Source organism: Flavobacterium sp., assembly GCF_025352015.1.
Taxonomy (GTDB): Bacteria; Bacteroidota; Bacteroidia; order Flavobacteriales; family Flavobacteriaceae; genus Flavobacterium.
In genome coordinates this window covers 1-20,731 of record NZ_JANXUG010000045.1, presented here as the reverse complement: position 1 = coordinate 20,731, position 20,731 = coordinate 1, and the positions used below count along the sequence as shown (strand labels likewise).

The window sequence follows — 20,731 nt, the reverse complement described above, 5'->3', positions numbered from 1 at the left end:
TAGTCGTTTTTTCTAGAGTCTGCAATCATCTTTTTGAGAAAGTTACGAAAGCACCAACAGGTTTCAAGGTAATCAACGGATTGATCTGAATATCCTTATTTGCAGAAGTGACATTGTATTTTTTTACAATATGGGAAAGCGTCAGGCTCATTTCATACATCGCAAAACCAAGTCCGATGCACATTCGAGGTCCGGCGCTAAAGGGATAAAAATACTTGTATGATTCTTTTTTCTGCTCATCAAGAAACCGTTCCGGGTTGAATTCTTCTGGATTATTCCAATACTTTGGATTTCGGTGTAATTCGTAAAAAGAAACGCCAATCAGTGTTTTGTCTTTTATATGATATCCTAAAAATTCATCGTCTTCTATATTTTCACGATCGGTAATCCAAGCCGGCGGATACAATCGCATAGATTCGTTAATGACAGCATTGGTATAAGTCATTTTCTGAAGCTGCTCAATAACATCATCAGTTTGTGATTCAATTTCGGTTAATTCCTTAAAGACTTTCTGCTGGATTTCGGGATAATTTCCTAAAAGTTGCAGCGTAAAAGTCATTGCATTTGCGGATGTTTCATGCCCGGCAATAAACAGGATTTTAATTTCATCTATCAATTGCTGTGTTGACATTCCTTCGCCTGAATCTTCATAGCGGGTTTCGAGAAGCATGTCGAGCAAATCATTTTGTTTGGTTCCGGAATTAATACGATCTTCCACAATTTCCTTGATAATCGAATCACTTTCCAATGCTAATTGCTGATGTTTTTTTATTTGTCCGCTAATCTTAAACCATAGTGCTTTATAGGGCAATCGGATTTCCTTTATTAAAAATTCCTGAACCTGAAGTATAATTAGCTTCAATCTATTCAGTTTTTCCTCGTTTGCTGATATATGGAACAACGATTTTGCGACCACATTAAATGCAAGCTGATTCATGACTGGAAATAATGCTAGCGATTTATTTTCGGACAAATCCTTTAATTCGGAAACGATTGTTTGCTGCATATTATTAACCAATTGATTCATCTTCTGCTTGTGAAATGCAGGTTGGATTAACCTTCGTTGCTTAAACCAAAAATCGCCATTGGCTGTTAACAATCCTTTACCAAGATATTTGGAAATGAATTTGGTTTGCAGTTCTGATTTTTGGAAATTCTTTTGGTTCTTCTGCAATATATATTCAGCAACCTTGTTGTCTCTTGACAGAATGACGTGTTTAGTTTTGCCAATCTGTAGAGAAAAAGTATCACCAAACTGGTCAAAGTACTTTTTGTGAAACGGAATTGGATTTTTACGGATACTTTCAGCATTGAATAGAAATCGAATTATCGAAAGTTGTTTTGGATAAGTATATTTCTTATTTCCTGACATAATGCAAACTAAAAAAGTCCTCCTTGTATATTGGTGTTAATCTTCCCTAAATGTTTGTACGCTTTCTCGGTAACTTCTCTACCCCTGGGTGTTCTATGAATAAAGCCTTCCTGGATTAAGAAGGGTTCGTACACTTCTTCTATAGTTTCTCCACTTTCGGAAACGGCTGTTGCCAATGTTGATAATCCAACCGGGCCACCTTTGAATTTATCTATAATGGTAATCAATATTTTGTTATCCATTTCGTCCAAACCGTGTGCATCAACATGCAACGCTTTCAAGGCATATTTTGCAATTTCGATATCTATTTTTCCGTTGCCTTTTATTTGGGCAAAGTCACGGACACGGCGCAAAAGTGCGTTTGCGATACGAGGAGTTCCTCTGCTTCTTCCTGCAATTTCTATAGCTGCTTCCATAGTGATTGGCATTTTCAAAATGCTGGCACTTCTTTGGACGATTGTAGTTAAAAGTTCGGTGTTATAATATTGTAAACGACTCTGAATCCCGAAACGGGCACGCATTGGCGCTGTTAATAATCCCGAACGCGTGGTAGCGCCAACAAGAGTAAATGGATTTAAATTGATTTGAACGGTTCGCGCATTCGGTCCAGATTCAATCATAATATCAATTTTAAAATCCTCCATGGCTGAATATAAATACTCTTCAACAACAGGGCTTAAGCGATGAATTTCATCTATGAACAACACATCACGTACTTCAAGATTTGTTAGTAAACCAGCTAAATCTCCTGGTTTATCCAATACTGGACCCGATGTAATCTTGATTCCTACTCCCAATTCATTTGCCAAAATATTGGCTAATGTGGTTTTTCCCAATCCTGGTGGCCCATGAAAAAGCGTATGGTCTAGTGCTTCATCTCTTTGATTGGCAGCTTCTACAAATACTTTTAGATTATCTAACACTTGCTCCTGACCCGTAAAATCATCAAAGGTTAAAGGTCTTAACTTTTTTTCGAGGTCAAGTTCTTCGGGATTAAAATTATCGTTGGTTGGATTGAGATTTTCGTTCATAGCACAAATATAAGATAAAGTTTGTATGTAAATAAAAATGCCTTTCGACAGGAAAGGCATTTTTTATAGTTGTAAAAAGATTAGTGATGTAACTGTTCTTCACCAGGTTTCATTGGAACATTTTGAGGAACGAAGTCTTCATCATGGCCTGGCTTACTGTAATCGTAAGGCCATCTGTACACATGCGGAATTTCTCCTGGCCAGTTTCCGTGCATGTGTTCAATCGGAGCTGTCCATTCCAATGTGTTTGATTTCCAAGGATTTTGAACGGTTCTTTTTCCGTAGAAAATACTACTGAAGAAATTGTACAAGAAAACCAATTGGAAAGCACCGCCTATTAATGCAAACATGGTTATAATAACATTTACGTTTTGCAAATCGTCAAACAAGGGAAAGTTGGTATTGGTGTAATATCTTCTAGGCAATCCTGCCATTCCTATAAAGTGCATAGGAAAGAAAACGCCATAAGCACTTACAGCAGTTACCCAAAAGTGAATATAACCTAAATTTTTATTCAACATTCTACCAAACATTTTGGGAAACCAATGGTAAATCCCTGCGAACATTCCGTAAAGTGCAGATATACCCATTACCAAATGGAAGTGTGCTACCACAAAATAAGTATCGTGGACATTAATATCTAGCGTGCTATCTCCCAGAATAATTCCTGTTAATCCGCCAGTAATAAAAGTAGAAACTAAACCAATGGAGAAAAGCATAGCTGGATTCAACTGCAAGTTCCCTTTCCACAACGTGGTGATGTAATTAAAGGCTTTTACTGCCGAAGGAATCGCAATTAATAATGTAGTAAATGTAAATACTGACCCCAAAAATGGATTCATTCCCGATATAAACATGTGGTGACCCCAAACGATTGTAGATAAGAAAGCAATAGCAATTATCGACATAATCATGGCTCTATAACCAAAAATAGGTTTACGAGAATTGGTTGCAATCACTTCTGAAGTGATGCCAAGTGCTGGTAGCAAAATGATATAAACTTCGGGATGCCCAAGGAACCAAAATAAATGCTCAAATAATACTGGCGAACCACCTTGATAATGCAATACTTCACCAGCAATATAGATATCCGACAAAAAGAAGGAAGTACCAAAACTTCTATCCATTATTAACATTAAAGCAGCCGAAAGTAATACAGGAAACGATATCACACCGATAACAGCTGTAATAAAGAAAGCCCAAATTGTTAGAGGTAGTCTTGTCATTGACATCCCCTTTGTTCTCAAATTGATTACGGTTACAATATAATTTAAAGATCCTAATAAGGAAGCTGCTATAAATATAGCCATAGAAACCAACCATAAAGTCATACCAGTTCCTGAACCCGAAACGGCTTGTGGCAAGGCACTTAAGGGTGGGTAAATCGTCCATCCTGCATTAGCCGGGCCAGATTCGACAAATAAAGAAGAAACCATGATAACGCTAGAAAGGAAAAACAACCAGTAGGAAATCATATTTAACAAACCCGATGCCATATCTCGCGCTCCAATTTGAAGTGGAATTAACAAATTACTAAAAGTACCACTCAATGCCGCTGTCAATACAAAGAATACCATGATGGTTCCGTGGATTGTGATTAATGATAAATATATTTCGTTTGTCATTACTCCGTTTGGAGCAAATTTCTCACCCAAAAAGAAAGTAAATATTTTAAAAGATTCTTCAGGCCATGCTAACTGCATTCTGAAAAGCATAGACATTCCCACACCTATAACTCCCATAATAATCCCAGTAATTAAATACTGTTTGGCAATCATTTTGTGGTCAATACTAAAAATGTATTTAGTAATGAACGTATCTTTATGGTGGTGTTCGTGTTCGTCGTGTCCGTGATCGTGAGCTATTGCTGACATAGAGGCTAACTTTTAATGTTTTTATAATTATTTCATTTCGGCTTTAGCAACTTGTGTTGTATCGTTGCTTTTGGCAGACATTGAATCTTTTGATGATGTTGCTTTTTCGTCGGTTGTTTTTGCTTCTGCAGCAGCAGTTTTAACAGCCTGAATAATTGTTTTAGGTGCGTTTTCTTTTAACCAAGCTTTGAATTCTTGCGGTGTGTCAACAACAATTTTCATTTGCATGTTATAATGCGAAGCACCACAAATTTTGTTACACAATAATAAATAATCAAAGATGTATGGGTCTAATGGAACTTCTCCCTTTGCTACTAGATCGATACTTTTTTGCGCTCTTATACTATTTATATTCGCTACTTTCTCAATCATATCGGGAGTATCTCTCATTTCGGCAGTAGTTACTGTAGGTATGAATGAAAAATTAGTTACCATTCCTGGAACGCAGTTCATTTGTGCTCTAAAGTGTGGCATGTACATAGAGTGCAATACATCCTGTGAACGTAGTTTAAAAATAATTCTAGTTCCTTTTGGAATGTGTAGTTCTGTAGCTATGAAATCATCTTGTGCATTTGGATCTGATAAATCAACTCCTAAACTATTTACACCTTCAATATATCTGACATTAGCTTTTCCTAATACATCATCTTTACCAGAATATCTTGCGGTCCATTTGAACTGTTGTGCATACAATTCGATGACGATGGCGTTTTTATCATCTTTTTCACTAACAAACATAATGTTTGTCCACGCATATAATCCGTAAAGTATTAACACTGCTAATACAATAGCGGGGATGATACTCCATATAAATTCTAACTTATTACTGTCTGCAAAATAAAGTGCTTGTTGTCCTTGTCTTCCTCTATATTTAAAAGCAAAATAATGTAATAAAGCCTGTGTAATGGTTTGCACAACAAAAATTAAACCCATCGTAATGGCCATAAGATTATCAATTTGAGGTCCATGAGCCGAAGCTGAACCTCCAATTAAGGGAAACTTACCATAATTTACGACACAAAAAATAGTTGTTAAATAAATAAAACATAGAAAGCCAAACATTAGGTAACCATTAATTTTATTATCATTATCATCAGCAACTTGTGAGACATTAACTTTTACCCCAACTTGTGTTAAGTCGAATATTTTAGTTAATTGCCACAAGGCAACTGCCAATAAAACTACAACTATAAGTACCAAAAGAGTTGTCATTTGTAATTTAATTTAAATATTAATAATGAAAATGTTTACTTTCTTCTATGAACGGATTTCGTTTTGGAACTAACGGTGCTTTTGTTAGTGCGTTGAATACAACATAAATAAATAATCCAAAAAAGAATGCTAATGCTGAAATTTCAGGTATACCAATTAACCATCTATCTCCAACTGTTGCTGGCATAATCATATTGAAAAAGTCAATGTAATGCCCAATAAGTATAACCAATCCAGCCATAACAATAATCCAGGCAATACGTTTAAAATCAGTATTAATTAATAATAAAATTGGAAATACAAAATTCATGGCTACAGCGCCCCAAAAAGTTATTCCGTACTCATTAATTCTGGTTATAAAATAGGTTACTTCTTCAGGAATATTAGCATACCAAATCAACATAAATTGTGAAAACCATAAGTAGGTCCAAAAAACACTTATACCAAACATGAATTTTGATAAATCGTGAATGTGGCTTGAGTTTACGTTTTCTAAATAACCTTTAGATTTTAAGTATAAAGTTACCATCTGTATAGCGGTTATTCCACTCACAAAGAAGCTAGCAAAAACATACCAACCAAACAAGGTGCTAAACCAATGCGGGTCTACTGACATAATCCAATCCCAAGACATGATCGATTCAGAAACGATAAAGAATACTAAAAATGCTGCTGACATTTTAAAGTTCTTTTTGTAACAACTATTGTCATTAGCTTCATCTTGTGCCAAACAATTTTTTCTTGAAAAATAACGGTACAAATTCCAAACTGTTAAAAATAAAATAGCTCTAATAATCCAGAATGGAAAATTTAGATAACCTGATTTACCAGCAATCATCTTATCATAATTTTCATGACCAATTTTAGTCACCCCTTCATTCATCCAAATGAAAAGATGATTTAAATGAAAACCTGACGCAAGCAATAGTATAAAGAAAATGATTGATCCCGGTAATAAATAAGAAGTAATACCTTGCATCACTCTAAATAATACAGGAGACCATCCTGCTTGTGCCACTTGCTGAATTGCATAAAAAGCTAACGCTCCAAGCGAAATCAACATAAAAAACAAACACGCAACATACAAAGATGCCCAAGGTTTATTCTGCAATTGATGAAAAACGTGTAGTACATGTTCTTTATGCTCTGCCTGTAACTTTTGCATTTCTTCATTTTGAACACCTACATGTTTTTCAGCATTTGATTCATGAGCATTACCGTGTCCATGACTTTCGTTAGCAAGTAGTGTCTCAACGTCTTGAATTGATTTTGGTGAGGTCAAAAAACCATACCCAATTCCTAACACTCCGATGAGCATTAAGACGAAAGAAAATGTTTTTAATTTACTTGAAAATGTATACATATTTATAACAATCAGTTTGTTCTACAATTATAATTTGCTTTTAAGTTCAAGAACATAAGCAGCAATCATCCAACGTTCTTTTTGATTCAACTGGTTTGCATAAGAACCCATTGAATTCAACCCGTAGGTTTGTACGTGATATATACTTCCTATTGAAATTTGTCTGTCAGCATAACTAGGCACGCCTAATATCTTTTCTTGAGTAACTAGCTTCCCCTTACCATTACCAGCTGTTCCATGACAAATAGCACAATAAATACCAAATAATTCTTCTGCTTTTTTCATATCAATAGCTGTAGAATCTAATGGCGATTTAACAATTGATTTTGAAAAATTATATCCTTCTGTGGAGTTAGGAATTTCATAAGGAATAAACCCTCTTTTAATTGATCCGCTAGGTGGCAGTTGCCCTTCTTTACCTTTTAATCCTGTTGGCGAATTGAAAGCATTAGATTCTGCATAAGTTTCATACGCTACAGACTCATACATGTTGGGCATATATTGGTAATTGGGTTTCTTATCGTCTTTGCAAGAAGCTAGCGAAAACACAATGCCTATTACTAATGCTATTTTATATAAACTTTTCATATCTGTTAATGCTTATCAATTACTTTAACTTCTACTGCTCCTGTGGCTTGAAAAAACTCTACCAATTCAGCTTCGTTATCTTTGACAGCTACTTCCATCAAAAAATGATCATCTGTAGTTCGTACATCTGGATTTTCAGGCTTTTTAAATGGCCATAATTTACTTCTCATATAAAAAGTAATTACCATAAGGTGTGCTGCAAAGAATACAGTCATTTCAAACATGACTGGTACAAATGCAGGCATGTTTTGTATGTAGCTCATACTAGGTTTTCCTCCAATATCTTGTGGCCAATCCTGAATCATAATATAATCCATCATGGTTGTAGCAACTGCTAACCCGATACATCCATAAATAAAAGAACAAATGGCTAGCCGTGTTGGTGCAATCCCCATAGCTTTATCTAAACCGTGCACAGGAAAAGGTGTAAAGACTTCTTCAATGTGATGATGAGCGGCTCTTGTTTTGTGAACTGCATGCATCAATACATCATCATCATTATATATAGCGTGTATAACTTTATTACTACTCATAGCAATTATTAATGTTTATCTGAATGATTATGACTTTCTAACTCCCTTTGTCTTTTAAAATTTTCTCCCGAAGATTTCAAAATTGTTTTAACTTCTGCTTGAGCAATTACAGGGAAGGTTCTAGCATACAATAAGAATAATACAAAGAAGAAACCAATCGTTCCTGTAAATATTCCAACATCAACAAAAGTAGGCTGAAACATTGTCCAAGACGATGGCAAATAATCTCTGTGTAATGAGGTTACAATAATTACAAAACGCTCAAACCACATTCCTATATTTACTACTATTGAAATTATAAAAGAAAACATAATACTTGTTCTCAATTTTTTGAACCACATAAATTGAGGTGAGAAAACGTTACAAGTCATCATCGACCAATATGCCCACCAATATGGTCCAGTAGCTCTATTCAAGAAAGCATATTGTTCATATTCTACTCCAGAATACCATGCTACAAACAATTCCGTGATATAAGCCACACCAACAATAGAACCTGTAATCATAATTACAATGTTCATCAATTCAATGTGCTGAACGGTGATGTAATCTTCAAGATTAGACACTTTTCTCATTATAATAAGCAAGGTGTTTACCATAGCAAATCCAGAGAACACTGCGCCAGCAACAAAGTAAGGCGGAAAAATAGTGGTATGCCAACCTGGAACAACTGATGTAGCAAAGTCAAAAGATACAATAGTGTGCACAGAAAGCACAAGCGGTGTGGCTAGTCCAGCTAAAACTAGAGATACTTCTTCAAACCGTTGCCAATCTTTTGCTCTTCCGCTCCAACCAAAACTCAAAATAGTATATATTTTTTTTGTAAAAGGAGTAACAGCTCTATCTCTTAACATTGCAAAATCGGGTAGTAACCCTGTCCACCAAAAAACTAGTGATACAGATAGATACGTTGAAATTGCAAATACATCCCAAAGTAAGGGTGAATTAAAGTTTACCCACAATGAACCAAATTGATTTGGGATAGGCAAAACCCAATATGCCAACCATGGACGACCCATGTGAATGATTGGAAATAAACCTGCTTGTATTACCGAGAAAATAGTCATTGCTTCTGCAGAACGGTTAATTGCCATTCTCCATCTTTGTCGGAACAATAACAATACGGCAGAAATAAGTGTTCCTGCATGTCCAATTCCAACCCACCAAACGAAGTTAGTTATATCCCAAGCCCAACCTACTGTTTTATTTAAACCCCACGTTCCTATTCCTGTTGAAACGGTATAAATGATACATGAAATTCCCCAAAGGAAAGCAAGTAATGCGATAGAAAATACAGTCCACCACTGTTTATTAGCTCTTCCTTCGACTGGCGCAGCGACATCTACAGTAACATCGTGATAAGATTTATCACCTATAACTAATGGTTTTCTAATGGGTGCTTCGTAATGAGACGACATAATTTTATTTCAGATTTTAGATTTCGGATTTTAGATTTGTAAAAACCATTTTACCTACTTTTCTATAGTTTACAATTATTCTTTTTTTTATTACTGCGTTGATTATGTGTTTCTAACTTTTACGTGATAAAACACATTTGGTTTGGTACCCACACTTTCTAGCAAATGGTACATTCTTTTATCTTCAGCCAATTTTGTAATCTGGCTTTCTTTATTATTTATATCACCAAATACCATTGCCCCTGTAGCACATGCAGCTGAACAAGCGGTTTGGAATTCATCAACGTTGACTTCTCTACCTTCACGTTTTGCTGTCAAAATTGTTGCTTGTGTTCTTTGAATACACAGTGAACATTTTTCCATAACCCCACGAGAACGCACATTAACATCTGGATTAATAACCATACGTCCTAAATCATTGTTCATATGAAAATCAAACTCGTCATTGTTATTATACAAGAACCAGTTAAAACGACGTACTTTATAAGGACAGTTGTTCGCACAATAACGAGTACCAACACATCGGTTATACGCCATCATATTTTGTCCCTGACGACCGTGAGACGTTGCTGCCACGGGGCAAACTGTTTCGCAAGGCGCATGATTACAATGTTGACACATTACGGGTTGAAATGACACTTGCGGATTAACCGCAGGATTTTCCATTTCACCAAATCCTCCTAACGAACCTTTTTTTCCAAATAATCCATCGAAGTTTTCTTTTTTCTCATTATCACCAGCAAAAGTATCTTCGGACGAATAATATCTATCAATACGCAACCAGTGCATATCTCGGCTCCTTCTTATTTCGGCTTTTCCAACAACTGGAACGTTATTTTCTGCATGACAAGCAATAACGCATGCACCGCAGCCAGTACACGCATTTAAATCAATAGAAAGATTAAAATGATGTCCAACTGAACGATCGAATGATTCCCATAAATCTACTTTTGTTGCCTCTACTTCTTTATGATCCAAAGAAACCATTGGAACTTCATTCCATTCTTTAGCATCTTTAGTATTAAAAATTGTCAAAGTTGTTTCTTTAATAATATCCCCTCTTCCCATTAAGGTTTTTTGGGATTGAACACAAGCAAACTCATGTTCTCCACTTTCTTTTTTAATAGAAGCTGATTGTATATTATTGAAATTGGCATAAAATGCATAGGCATTAAGTCCAACTTGCATTTCTTCTTTTAATCCTGTTTTTTTTCCGTAACCTAAAGCCATTCCTAAAGTGCCTTTGGCTTGTCCAGGCTGAACGATAACAGGAACTTTTTCCAATTTTATGCCATTAACAGTTAAGGTTGCATAGCTTCCGTTAAGTCCACCATTGGCAACAATTCTGTTTTCAAGACCCATTGTTTTGGCGTCAGCTTGTGAAACCGTAACATAATTATCCCAAGAGACTCTTGTAATTGGATCTGGCAACTCTTGCAACCATGGATTGTTTGCTTGTTGACCATCACCTAAACCTGTTTTGGTATATAAAACTAATTCAAAACCATTTGAAGGCGAAGATGCTGCTAAAGCATTAGCCGCTGAAGCAAAATCTGCAGAACCACTAGATGCGCTACCAACTGTTCCAACGGCAATCCCATCGTGAAGCACTTTGTTCCAAGTAGCACCATTCAAATAACTAGCCGCTGTTTTTTTTATATAATCATAATAATCCCCGCTATTACCATTCCAAGATAACAATGCCTCTTGAAACTGTTTAGAACTAAATAACGGACGAATGGTCGGTTGCGTCAAAGAATAAGTTCCTTTAGTCAACATTAAATCGTTCCATATTTCTAAATAGTGTGGCGCAGGAATAGCAATATTGGCAATAGATGCGGTCTCATCTTCTCTCAAAGAAAATGCAGCAGATAATTTTACTTTTTTTAATCCTTTTATGAATTTTGCGGATTCCGCTAATGTGTGAACCGGATTTACGTCACTCATGATTAAAGTGTGCACGTTTCCTGCATTCATATCAGCAATTAATTGGGTAACTTTTTCGTTAGATCCTTTTCTAATTTGACGTGTTCCGATAGTTGAAAATGCTTCACTAGCTAATGTTTTATTTATAGCTAAAACAAGTAACTGCGCATTTTTGTCTTGGATGCCAGAAACCAAAAGTCCTTTGCTCCCTGCTGCTTTCAATTGTTGAGCTGCTTTCATAACTTCGTCTTCGTTATCTACTTTTTTGGTTGATACCGAAGAACCTGTAATGACATTGTATATTTTAACTAAAGATTGTTTTTGATTAGCAATGGTCATTGGGACACGCTTATCCGCAGCAGCTCCAGATAAAGTCATGTTAGCTTCAAACTGATAATGTTTTGACATTTTTCCTGCTTGAGGGATTCTTCCTTTTGCATATCCTACATCATAACTTCCGCCTTGCCAATCCCCTAAAAAATCTGCGTCAAGCGAAACTATAGTATTTGATTTAGAAAAATCATAATCTACCAAGGCTCTTTCTCCGTAGACTGTTTCGAAAGCATCTAATGCTGCCGATTCAGAAACTGCGTCATAAACAACGTGTTTTGCACTGGAGTTTTTAGCAATAAATTCCACGATTAGCTTTTCCGTTGATGGACTTGCAAGGGTATTTGTTAGTAAAACAATTTGACCTCCTTTAGCTTTAGCTTCTGCTAAACTTGCTTTTATTTTTAAATCAGCTTCTTGCCAAGTAGCTTCTTTTTGAGCCACTTTGGTTCTTTTCAAACGCATGCCGTCATATAAAGACAGTACCGAGGCATGAACTCTTGCATTGGCAGCAAATTTTGCACCTGTTAAAATATTATTTTCTACTTTTATAGGACGCCCTTCTCTTGTTTTAACTAATAAATTAGCGAAATCGAATCCGTCAAACATAGAAGTTGCATAGTAATCAGCAACACCCGGAATGATTTGCTCTGGTTGCAAAACATAAGGTATTGATTTGTGTACTGGCCCTTCACAAGCAGCTAAAGTTGCGGCTGCTGTAGTAAATCCGACGTATTTCAAGAAATCACGACGAGTTGTTGAAGAGGAAGATAATGAGTCCTTATCAGATAAAAATTCAGTAATTGGAATTTCTTCTACAAATTCATTATTTTTAAGCGTCTCAACAATAGAACTGTTTTCGTCTAGTTCTTCAACACTTTTCCAGTATTTTTTGTTCGATGACATCGTATATAAATATTAGCTTCTTAATTTATTTTTTTTTCAGTATTTAAGATATTCAGTTATTTGTTTTACAAATAAAAAACTCGCAAATTAATAATGACATTTACCACATTCTAAACCACCCATTTGTGCAGCAGTCAATTTATCTACACCGTATCTTTTAGAAAGTTCTGCATGAATTTTGTCATAATAAGCGTTTCCTTGCATTTTAACTTCGGTTACTCGATGGCAATTTATACACCATCCCATAGTTAAAGGAGCAAATTGTTTCTGAATTTCATAGGTTTGAACTGGCCCGTGGCACTTTTGACACTCAATACCCGCTACTGTTACGTGTTGTGAGTGATTGAAATAAGCAAAATCAGGCAAATTATGAATTCGAACCCATTTAACAGGACTACTTTTTCCGGTATATTTAGATCCATCCCAACCTACAGCAGTGTAAAGCTTTTTAATTTCTCCATCATAGAATGCTTTAGAATATTCTGGGGTTGCAGTTGTATCTGAAACTTCAGCAATGTTTTTGTGACAGTTCATGCAGACATTTAAAGAAGGAATTCCAGCATTTTTACTAACTCTAGCTGCAGAGTGACAATATTTACAATTAATACCATTACTACCGGCATGTATTCTGTGAGAATAATGAATAGGTTGAATAGGTTGATAGTTTTGATCGATACCTATTTGCATTAAGTAACCATACACTAAATAACCACTCGCCAATATCATAAATACTGTAGTTACAAATACCAAGAATTGATTTTTAGCAAACGCTTTCCAGATGGGTAATGTTGGTTCTTTTTTGGATATTTCTATACCATTTGATTTAGCTACTTTAATTAAAACATTGTTTACTAACAACAACATAATAACTAACATCAACATTACAACAGCTAAAGCACCGAGGATAACATTATTTGAAATTCCACCTACGCTTGCTACAGTTCCGGGCGGACCTGCGGTCGGTGCCGCACTTTTCGGAGCTTCAGGTTTTGGCTCATTGGTGTAAGCCAAAATATTATCAACATCTTGTTTAGACAATTGAGGAAAGGCTGTCATTACTGACGGCTTATATTCTGCCCATAGTTTAACGGCATCTGGATCACCTGATTTTATCAACGCAGAACTGTTGGCAATCCAAGAATAAAACCAATCTTTAGTGTGACGTCCTGTCACGCCTCTTAATGCTGGCCCTGTCATTTTCTTGTCTAAATTGTGACAAGCAGCACAATTGCCATTAAACAATGCCTTTCCGGCTACAGCATCACCTCCAGGAGTGGCAACCGCTGCGGCTACAACTGGTGTAGCTGCCATTTTTGCTGGAGCTGGTGGTGGTGTTTGTGAAAATGAAGTGAAGGATAATGTTAGCATTAATGCTAAACTGAAGAGTATTTTCCTTGAAATCGAATTATGGTTACCCACTTTTTTCATAAAATATAGTGATTATCTACTACTTTTGGCATGGTTTTATTTGGCAAATTTCCAGTAAAAACCAATGCATTCTTAAAAACCTGCACAAAAATACGACTTAAGAACTATTCTCAAAACCCTAAATATAGCTTAAATCTCAATTTATATTAATTCTAAATAATGTTTTCTGTTTTGTTTAATTTATTAAGTTTTACATTTGTATAAAAATCAAATCATTATGTCAAATTTATCTAAAGTAACGTTGTATTTATCGCTCACTGTTCTTTTATTATTATCACAAAAAAGTCACTGTCAAGTTGGGAAAGTTACCGTTACACAAGACCCGAAGTTTGAACAACTTTTGAACGAGAAAAGAAAAATAAACAGTTCTATCACCATAAATGACCGTTATAAAATTCAGATTTTTAATGGCGATACTGAAGCTTCTAAAAAAACATTGTTAGATTTTAAAAGGGAAAACAAAAACATGGATGCCACAATTGTTTTCAGCACACCATTGTATAAAGTTTGGGTAGGGAATTTCAAAACTCGGATAGAAGCCGAAAAAAACCTCAACGATTTAAAGAAAAAATATCCGAATGCTTTTTTGATAAAGCCGAATAAATAGAAAATCCCTTAATAATTTGGTTTTTTTTATTATTTATAATTTTAGGGAATTGACTCATTTAGTAAAAATACTATCAACAATATTTCCATTTATAGGATTTAATTTTACCACAAAACCATACCAATTATACAAGTGCAACAATTCATTCTCGTCTATTTTAATCATGTTGTAAGGGCAACTATCAATTGGAAATATATTTTCTATTTGCTATAACTCATTCCTTTGTTATCATAAGCAATAACATTTCTATTATATTCAATATTCATCGGGGTTCCATGAGAAGAATTAAAATATTATTATGAAGAACAGAATTTTATATTGAATAAATACATTTTACTCATTTCTCATTAGAAAAATATATTTTGTTCTGTTCTATTCTTGTCTCTTTATTCATCCTTATCTTCTATAAAACAGTATAACTCCAAAACAAATCTAAATAAAAAAATCTCGATTGTTCGGGATTTTCATTCGTTTTACTTCATCTTTTTTTTCACTTCCACTTCTTGGAACGCTTCAATAATGTCAAGTTGTTCAATATCGTTGTAATTTTTGATTTGCATTCCGCAATCATAACCTTTTGACACATCTTTCACATCGTCTTTAAAACGCTTTAGTGTAGATAATTCGCCTGTGAAAATAACAACGCCTTCACGAATGATTCGGATTTTTGAGTTTCTAAAAATTTTACCATCCGTAACCATACATCCGGCAATAGTTCCTATTTTAGACACTTTGAATAGCTCTCTTATCTCTGCCGTTCCGGTAATTTCTTCTTTCATTTCTGGCGAAAGCATGCCTTCCATTGCATCTTTCAAATCATTGATAGCGTCATAAATAATTGAATAATTTCTGATATCGATTTCTTCTTTTTGAGCCAATTGACGTGCATTTCCAGCGGGACGGACATTAAATCCTATTATAATAGCGTCAGATGCAGAAGCCAACATTACATCGGTTTCTGTAATAGCACCTACTCCTTTATGAATAATATTGATTTGAATTTCATCTGTAGACAATTTAGAAAACTCACTCGAAAGTGCTTCAACAGAACCATCAACGTCTCCTTTTAGAATAATGTTTAATTCTTTAAATTGACCTAATGCTATACGACGACCAATCTCCGCCAAGGTAATATGCCGTTGTGTTCTCACTGATTGTTCACGCATTAATTGAATACGTTTAGTCGCAATTTGTTTGGCTTCTCTTTCGTCTTCAAATACATTAAACTTGTCTCCAGCAGTTGAGGCACCATCCAAACCTAAAATAGATATTGGTGTTGATGGTCCTGCTGTTAAAATATTATGTCCTCTTTCATCGTGCATCGCTTTCACCTTACCGTGATTTTTTCCTGCCAATACATAATCGCCCACTTTTAAAGTTCCGGATTGTACCAATATCGTTGATACATAACCTCTTCCTTTGTCTAACTGTGCTTCTACAACAGTTCCTACAGCAGATTTATTTGGGTTTGCTTTTAAATCTAAAATTTCAGCTTCAAGTAAAACTTTTTCTAATAATTCTTTTACGCCGGTTCCTTTTTTTGCTGAAATATCATGCGATTGGTATTTTCCTCCCCAATCTTCTACCAATAAATTCATGGCAGCTAATTTTTCCTTAATCTTTTCGGGATTGGCCCCTTGTTTATCTATTTTATTGATAGCAAATATCATGGGAACATTAGCGGCTTGTGCGTGACTAATAGCTTCTTTGGTTTGAGGCATAATGTCATCGTCGGCCGCAACAACAATAATTGCAATATCGGTAACTTGAGCCCCACGGGCACGCATAGCGGTAAACGCTTCGTGACCAGGTGTGTCCAAAAACGTTATTTTTTGTCCTCCATCAAGAGTAACCGCATAGGCACCAATGTGTTGGGTTATTCCACCCGATTCACCTGCAATTACATTCTCTTTTCGAATGTAATCTAGCAACGATGTTTTACCATGATCGACGTGTCCCATTACAGTAACAATTGGCGCACGAGAAACTAAATCTTCTTCTTTATCTTCTACAACTTCTATAGAATCTTCAATATCTGTTGTAATAAATTCTACTTCAAATCCAAATTCATCGGCAACAATTGACAATGTTTCGGCATCCAATCGTTGATTCATAGTCACCATTATTCCGAGCGACATGCAAGTTCCAATTACTTTTGTAATAGGCACATCCATCATCGTAGCGACTTCTCCAACGGTAACGAATTCTGTTACTTTGATAGTTTTGCTTCCTTCGTCTAGGGCTCTTTGTTCGTCATCAGATTTTTGACGGTGTGTATCCCGTTTATCTCTTCTGTATTTAGCCGCTTTAGATTTGTTCCCTTTACCTTGTAAACGCTCTAACGTTTCTTTAATTTGGTTTTTAACTTCTTCTTCCGTTGGTTCTACTTTTTGAACGATTGCAGGACGATTTCCTTTTTGAAAGCCACCGCCAGGCTTATTTGCACCGCCAGGTTTATTAGGTCCAAAAGCATTACCTCCGCCACCACCAGAAATAGCAGGTTTTCCTGCCTCTCCTGGTTTTGGTAATATTCTTTTTCTTTTGTTTTTGTTGGCGTTATTACTATTGTTGTTTGCAGCGGCATTTTGTCCCGTCGCTGGAGTACCAGCTGCTGGTTTTGCAACGTCTTTTTTGAACTCTTCTTTTTTCTTTTTAGGTTTATTAAATTGAGCTAAATCAATTTTTTGACCTGTTAAGACTGGACCCGTAAGATTTTGATATTGTGTTGTGTGCGTTTCATCAATTAGAATCTCTTCAGTAACCGGTTGCGTTTGTTCGACAACTTTAGGCACTACTTTGTCAACCGCTATGGATTTTTCTTCTTTTTTGGCAACAACTTCTTTCTTTTCAAGGATTTTAGGTTTTGGTGCTTGCGCAGGAGAAATTATGTTTTTTGTTTTTTGCTCTAGTTCTATTTTGCCAACTTGTACAGGAGCAGCTACAACTGCTTTGGCTTTTATCAACTCTTGTTGTTTCTGTCTTTCTTCGTCTTGTTTGCGTTTGTCTTCGATTTCTTTTTCTCTTTCTATACGAAGCGCTTCTTTTTCTTTTTTAATTTCTTCACTTACGCCTTTGGAAGCTTCTTTATTGCCTTTGTCACCAGCAAATTGTCCGCAAAGAATTGTATAAACATCATCAGAAATTTTCGTGTTTGGACTTGCCTCAATAGCAATCCCTTTATCCTTAAGATAATCCACAGCTCTTTCCAGAGAAATATTTAACTCTCTTAAAACTTTATTAATTCTAATATTTCCTTCAGACATATAATCTTTTTAATGTTATCAATTGTGGGCGAAAAAATTAGTCTTCAAACTCTTCTTTCAATATTTTTATTACTTCTAAAATAGTTTCTTCTTCTAAATCGGTTCGTCGTACTAAATCAGCAACGTCTTGATTCAGAATACTTCTGGCAGTATCCAATCCTATTTTTGCAAATTCGTCTATTACCCATCCATCTATTTCGTCCGAGAACTCCGATAATTCAACATCGTCCTCTTCGGCTGTAATTCCTTCTCTAATTACGTCTAATTCGTAACCCGTCAAAAGCCCTGCTAATTTGATGTTGTGTCCTCCACGACCTATAGCTTTAGAAACTTCTTCTAGTTTTAAGAACACTTCAGCTCTTTTTTTCTCTTCATCAATTTTAACCGATGATACTTTTGCGGGACTTAATGCTCTTGTAATATATAATTGCAGGTTGGTTGTGTAATTGATAACGTCTATATTTTCGTTCCCTAATTCACGAACAATTCCGTGGATTCTCGACCCTTTCATACCAACACAAGCCCCAACAGGATCAATCCTGTCATCATAAGAATCTACGGCAACTTTTGCTTTTTCGCCAGGTATTCTTACTACTTTTTTAATCATAATCAAACCGTCAAAAACTTCTGGAATTTCTTGTTCGAATAATTTTTCCAGAAATTTATCTGCCGTTCTTGACATAACAATTTGTGGTTTATTTCCTTTGAGTTCAACACTTTCGATGATTCCTTTAACGTTATCTCCTTTACGGAAAAAATCAGATGGTATTTGTTTTTCTTTAGGTAAAATAATTTCATTCCCTTCATCGTCAATCAAAATTACTACCCTAGGTCTTACATGATGGACTTCGGCAGTATAAATTTCGCCTATTAAATCTTTAAATTGTTTGTAAAGATTCGTGTTATCATGTTCGTGAATTTTTGAAATTAAATTTTGGCGCAAAGCTAAAATAGCTCTTCTTCCTAAATCTATCAATTTTACTTCTTCAGAAACTTCTTCTCCGATTTCAAAATCAGGTTCAATTTTTCTAGCATCAGATAATGTAATTTCTAGATGTTCTAAATCTAAATCATCATCGGCAACAACAATTCTTCGTTGCCATATTTCCATATCACCTTTATCAGGATTGATAATAATGTCAAAATTATCATCAGAACCGTATTTCTTTTTCAATGCGTTTCTAAATACATCTTCCAAAATCGCCATAAGGGTTACTCGATCAATAAACTTGTCGTCTTTAAACTCTGAAAACGAATCGATTAATGCAATATTTTCCATGCTTAATTTTAATTAAATATTATTGTAACAATTGCTTCTTTTATCTCTAAATAAGGGAGAGTTACCGTCTTTTGAACCGTCTCTTTTCCTTTTCCTAATTTTTTTGGCTCTCTTGCATGCCAAGAGAGTGTAATATGTTCGTCGCTAACTTGTTCTAAAACAGCTTCTATAATTTCGGTTGCTGTTTTTACCTTTAATGTTCTACCAATATTTTTTTTGTACTGTCTAACCATTTTTAATGGTGTCGAAACTCCAGCCGACGCTACCTCGAGTGAAAAATCTTGTTCTTCGCGGTCTAAATTAGAGTCTATAGCACGACTAACCGCTATGCAGTCCTGCAGATTTACACCGGTATCGCCATCCAATGTTACGGTAATTTTGTAACTGTCTGAAATACTTAAGTCCACGAGAAATAAATTAGGATTTTCTTGCAATACTTCTTCTAATAAACTCAATATTTTATCTCTAAATACCATAGGTTGTATAAAAAGAGGGAAGCAGTGCTTCCCTCATTATTTAGTTTTTATTATAAATAACGATGCAAATATAGTTATTTTTTTATAAACCAAAAATCATTGTTAAATCAAAAATAAATAATATCTTTATTGTGTTAATTTTTATACAATCCAAAATTTATTTTTAAACTATGAAAAAAATATTAGTTCCTACAGATTTTTCAGATCATGCTTATTACGCGCTCAAAGTTGCTTCCCAAATTGCTAAAAAAAATGGTGGAGAAATTTTATTATTACACATGTTAGAATTACCTCATCAGGCTGGCGATGCCATAGGAAGTGGTCATGATTTGCCCGAGATAATGCTTTTTAAAAATTCTGCCATCAATAGATTAGAAGAATTGATGGATGATGAATGTTTAGAAGGATTAAAAGTTTCCGAAATTATTCAGTTTGAATTAGCCTTTGACGGAATAATGAAAGTTAGTGATAAAAATGGTGCTGATTTAATAGTGATGGGTTCTCATGGCGCCAGCGGATTCAAAGAAATGTTTATCGGTTCGAATGCAGAAAAAGTGGTTCGGAATTCAGAAGTGCCCGTTTTGATTATTAAAAAAGACGCAGGCGAATTCAATGTAAATAAATTTGTTTTTGCCTCCGATTTTACAGATGAAATCAAAAAACCATTTGCTAAAGTGGTAGAATTTGCCAATAAATTTGGAGCCGAATTACAATTGGCGATGATTAACACTCCGAGTAGTTTCAAACCAACTCATGTTGCGCAAGAAATCATGAAAAACTTTGTATCTAACTTTACCATCAACAAATATTCTATCAACATTTATAATGATGTAAATGTTGAAAACGGAATATTAAATTTTTCAAACCATATAAGTGCTGATTTAATTGGAGTTTCTACTCACGGCAGAAAGGGAATTGCACATTTTTTTAATGGTAGTATAAGTGAAGACCTTGTAAATCATGCTTTGAGACCAGTAGTTACCTTTAAAATTTAATAGTTACGTTAACAAAAGCAAAAAGCCTCTCAAATTGAGAGGCTTTTCTGTTGGTCTACAAGGACTCGAACCTTGAAAGACTGCACCAAAAACAGTTGTGTTACCATTACACCATAGACCAGTTTTGTTT

Annotated in this window: 15 protein-coding genes and 1 tRNA gene; 2 read left to right on the top strand and 14 right to left on the bottom strand. The window is 35.2% G+C overall.

Going from position 1 to position 20,731, the window contains the following annotated elements; all coding sequences use genetic code 11:
- Window positions 1-25: 25 nt before the first annotated feature.
- The 10 genes from Q0Q96_RS04790 to Q0Q96_RS04745 all read right to left on the bottom strand — a co-directional run bounded on the left by Q0Q96_RS04790 (window position 26) and on the right by Q0Q96_RS04745 (window position 13,981).
- A complete protein-coding gene (locus tag Q0Q96_RS04790) occupies window positions 26-1,372 on the bottom strand; it encodes a cytochrome P450 (RefSeq protein ID WP_293872094.1) in 1,347 nt (448 codons plus the stop codon).
- Between the two features lie 8 nt (window positions 1,373-1,380).
- Window positions 1,381-2,403 (bottom strand): Holliday junction branch migration DNA helicase RuvB, encoded by a 1,023-nt coding sequence (gene ruvB / locus Q0Q96_RS04785; protein ID WP_293872095.1) that lies wholly within the window; start codon window positions 2,401-2,403, stop codon window positions 1,381-1,383.
- Window positions 2,404-2,483: 80 nt separating this feature from the next.
- On the bottom strand, window positions 2,484-4,277 hold the full coding sequence (locus tag Q0Q96_RS04780; RefSeq protein WP_293872093.1) for a cbb3-type cytochrome c oxidase subunit I: 1,794 nt from the start codon (window positions 4,275-4,277) through the stop codon (window positions 2,484-2,486).
- A 27-nt stretch (window positions 4,278-4,304) separates the two neighbouring features.
- On the bottom strand, window positions 4,305-5,489 hold the full coding sequence (locus tag Q0Q96_RS04775; RefSeq protein WP_293872092.1) for a cytochrome c oxidase subunit II: 1,185 nt from the start codon (window positions 5,487-5,489) through the stop codon (window positions 4,305-4,307).
- 19 nt (window positions 5,490-5,508) lie between these two features.
- Window positions 5,509-6,852, bottom strand: coding sequence for a quinol:cytochrome C oxidoreductase (locus Q0Q96_RS04770; RefSeq protein WP_293872091.1), 1,344 nt, complete (start codon window positions 6,850-6,852; stop codon window positions 5,509-5,511).
- Window positions 6,853-6,879: 27 nt separating this feature from the next.
- Window positions 6,880-7,440: a cytochrome c gene (locus Q0Q96_RS04765; protein ID WP_293872090.1), complete on the bottom strand. Its 561-nt coding sequence runs from the start codon at window positions 7,438-7,440 to the stop codon at window positions 6,880-6,882.
- 5 nt (window positions 7,441-7,445) lie between these two features.
- A complete protein-coding gene (locus Q0Q96_RS04760) occupies window positions 7,446-7,973 on the bottom strand; it encodes a DUF3341 domain-containing protein (protein ID WP_293872089.1) in 528 nt (175 codons plus the stop codon).
- Between the two features lie 8 nt (window positions 7,974-7,981).
- Window positions 7,982-9,391, bottom strand: a complete 1,410-nt coding sequence (nrfD, locus tag Q0Q96_RS04755) for an NrfD/PsrC family molybdoenzyme membrane anchor subunit (RefSeq protein WP_293872088.1) — start codon at window positions 9,389-9,391, stop codon at window positions 7,982-7,984.
- 102 nt (window positions 9,392-9,493) lie between these two features.
- Window positions 9,494-12,553, bottom strand: coding sequence for a TAT-variant-translocated molybdopterin oxidoreductase (locus Q0Q96_RS04750; protein WP_293872087.1), 3,060 nt, complete (start codon window positions 12,551-12,553; stop codon window positions 9,494-9,496).
- A gap of 87 nt (window positions 12,554-12,640) precedes the next feature.
- A complete protein-coding gene (locus Q0Q96_RS04745; RefSeq protein ID WP_293872086.1) occupies window positions 12,641-13,981 on the bottom strand; it encodes a c-type cytochrome in 1,341 nt (446 codons plus the stop codon).
- Between the two features lie 217 nt (window positions 13,982-14,198).
- On the opposite strand from Q0Q96_RS04745, the gene Q0Q96_RS04740 reads away from it, so the two are divergent.
- Window positions 14,199-14,588, top strand: coding sequence for an SPOR domain-containing protein (locus Q0Q96_RS04740; protein WP_293872085.1), 390 nt, complete (start codon window positions 14,199-14,201; stop codon window positions 14,586-14,588).
- Between the two features lie 473 nt (window positions 14,589-15,061).
- On the opposite strand, the gene infB is transcribed toward Q0Q96_RS04740, so the two are convergent.
- Genes infB through rimP form a run of 3 tightly spaced genes read right to left on the bottom strand, consistent with a single transcriptional unit; the run spans window position 15,062 to window position 19,606 of the window.
- A complete protein-coding gene (gene infB / locus Q0Q96_RS04735) occupies window positions 15,062-17,851 on the bottom strand; it encodes a translation initiation factor IF-2 (RefSeq protein WP_293872084.1) in 2,790 nt (929 codons plus the stop codon).
- 37 nt (window positions 17,852-17,888) lie between these two features.
- On the bottom strand, window positions 17,889-19,130 hold the full coding sequence (nusA, locus tag Q0Q96_RS04730; protein WP_293872083.1) for a transcription termination factor NusA: 1,242 nt from the start codon (window positions 19,128-19,130) through the stop codon (window positions 17,889-17,891).
- Window positions 19,131-19,138: 8 nt separating this feature from the next.
- Window positions 19,139-19,606, bottom strand: a complete 468-nt coding sequence (gene rimP / locus Q0Q96_RS04725) for a ribosome assembly cofactor RimP (protein ID WP_293872082.1) — start codon at window positions 19,604-19,606, stop codon at window positions 19,139-19,141.
- 170 nt (window positions 19,607-19,776) lie between these two features.
- Here rimP and Q0Q96_RS04720 point away from each other — a divergent pair, with 170 nt between their 5' ends.
- Window positions 19,777-20,601: a universal stress protein gene (locus Q0Q96_RS04720; protein ID WP_293872081.1), complete on the top strand. Its 825-nt coding sequence runs from the start codon at window positions 19,777-19,779 to the stop codon at window positions 20,599-20,601.
- 50 nt (window positions 20,602-20,651) lie between these two features.
- On the opposite strand, the gene Q0Q96_RS04715 is transcribed toward Q0Q96_RS04720, so the two are convergent.
- A tRNA-Gln gene (locus tag Q0Q96_RS04715) sits at window positions 20,652-20,722 on the bottom strand.
- Window positions 20,723-20,731: the final 9 nt, after the last annotated feature.

Excerpts from the sequence above, each read along its gene's own strand:
- Q0Q96_RS04790 (WP_293872094.1), bottom strand. The coding sequence starts at position 1,372 with ATGTCAGGAAATAAGAAATATACTTATCCAAAACAACTTTCGATAATT.
- ruvB (WP_293872095.1), bottom strand. The coding sequence starts at position 2,403 with ATGAACGAAAATCTCAATCCAACCAACGATAATTTTAATCCCGAAGAA.
- Q0Q96_RS04780 (WP_293872093.1), bottom strand. The coding sequence starts at position 4,277 with ATGTCAGCAATAGCTCACGATCACGGACACGACGAACACGAACACCAC.
- Q0Q96_RS04775 (WP_293872092.1), bottom strand. The coding sequence starts at position 5,489 with ATGACAACTCTTTTGGTACTTATAGTTGTAGTTTTATTGGCAGTTGCC.
- Q0Q96_RS04770 (WP_293872091.1), bottom strand. The coding sequence starts at position 6,852 with ATGTATACATTTTCAAGTAAATTAAAAACATTTTCTTTCGTCTTAATG.
- Q0Q96_RS04765 (WP_293872090.1), bottom strand. The coding sequence starts at position 7,440 with ATGAAAAGTTTATATAAAATAGCATTAGTAATAGGCATTGTGTTTTCG.
- Q0Q96_RS04760 (WP_293872089.1), bottom strand. The coding sequence starts at position 7,973 with ATGAGTAGTAATAAAGTTATACACGCTATATATAATGATGATGATGTA.
- nrfD (WP_293872088.1), bottom strand. The coding sequence starts at position 9,391 with ATGTCGTCTCATTACGAAGCACCCATTAGAAAACCATTAGTTATAGGT.
- Q0Q96_RS04750 (WP_293872087.1), bottom strand. The coding sequence starts at position 12,553 with ATGTCATCGAACAAAAAATACTGGAAAAGTGTTGAAGAACTAGACGAA.
- Q0Q96_RS04745 (WP_293872086.1), bottom strand. The coding sequence starts at position 13,981 with ATGAAAAAAGTGGGTAACCATAATTCGATTTCAAGGAAAATACTCTTC.
- Q0Q96_RS04740 (WP_293872085.1), top strand. The coding sequence starts at position 14,199 with ATGTCAAATTTATCTAAAGTAACGTTGTATTTATCGCTCACTGTTCTT.
- infB (WP_293872084.1), bottom strand. The coding sequence starts at position 17,851 with ATGTCTGAAGGAAATATTAGAATTAATAAAGTTTTAAGAGAGTTAAAT.
- nusA (WP_293872083.1), bottom strand. The coding sequence starts at position 19,130 with ATGGAAAATATTGCATTAATCGATTCGTTTTCAGAGTTTAAAGACGAC.
- rimP (WP_293872082.1), bottom strand. The coding sequence starts at position 19,606 with ATGGTATTTAGAGATAAAATATTGAGTTTATTAGAAGAAGTATTGCAA.
- Q0Q96_RS04720 (WP_293872081.1), top strand. The coding sequence starts at position 19,777 with ATGAAAAAAATATTAGTTCCTACAGATTTTTCAGATCATGCTTATTAC.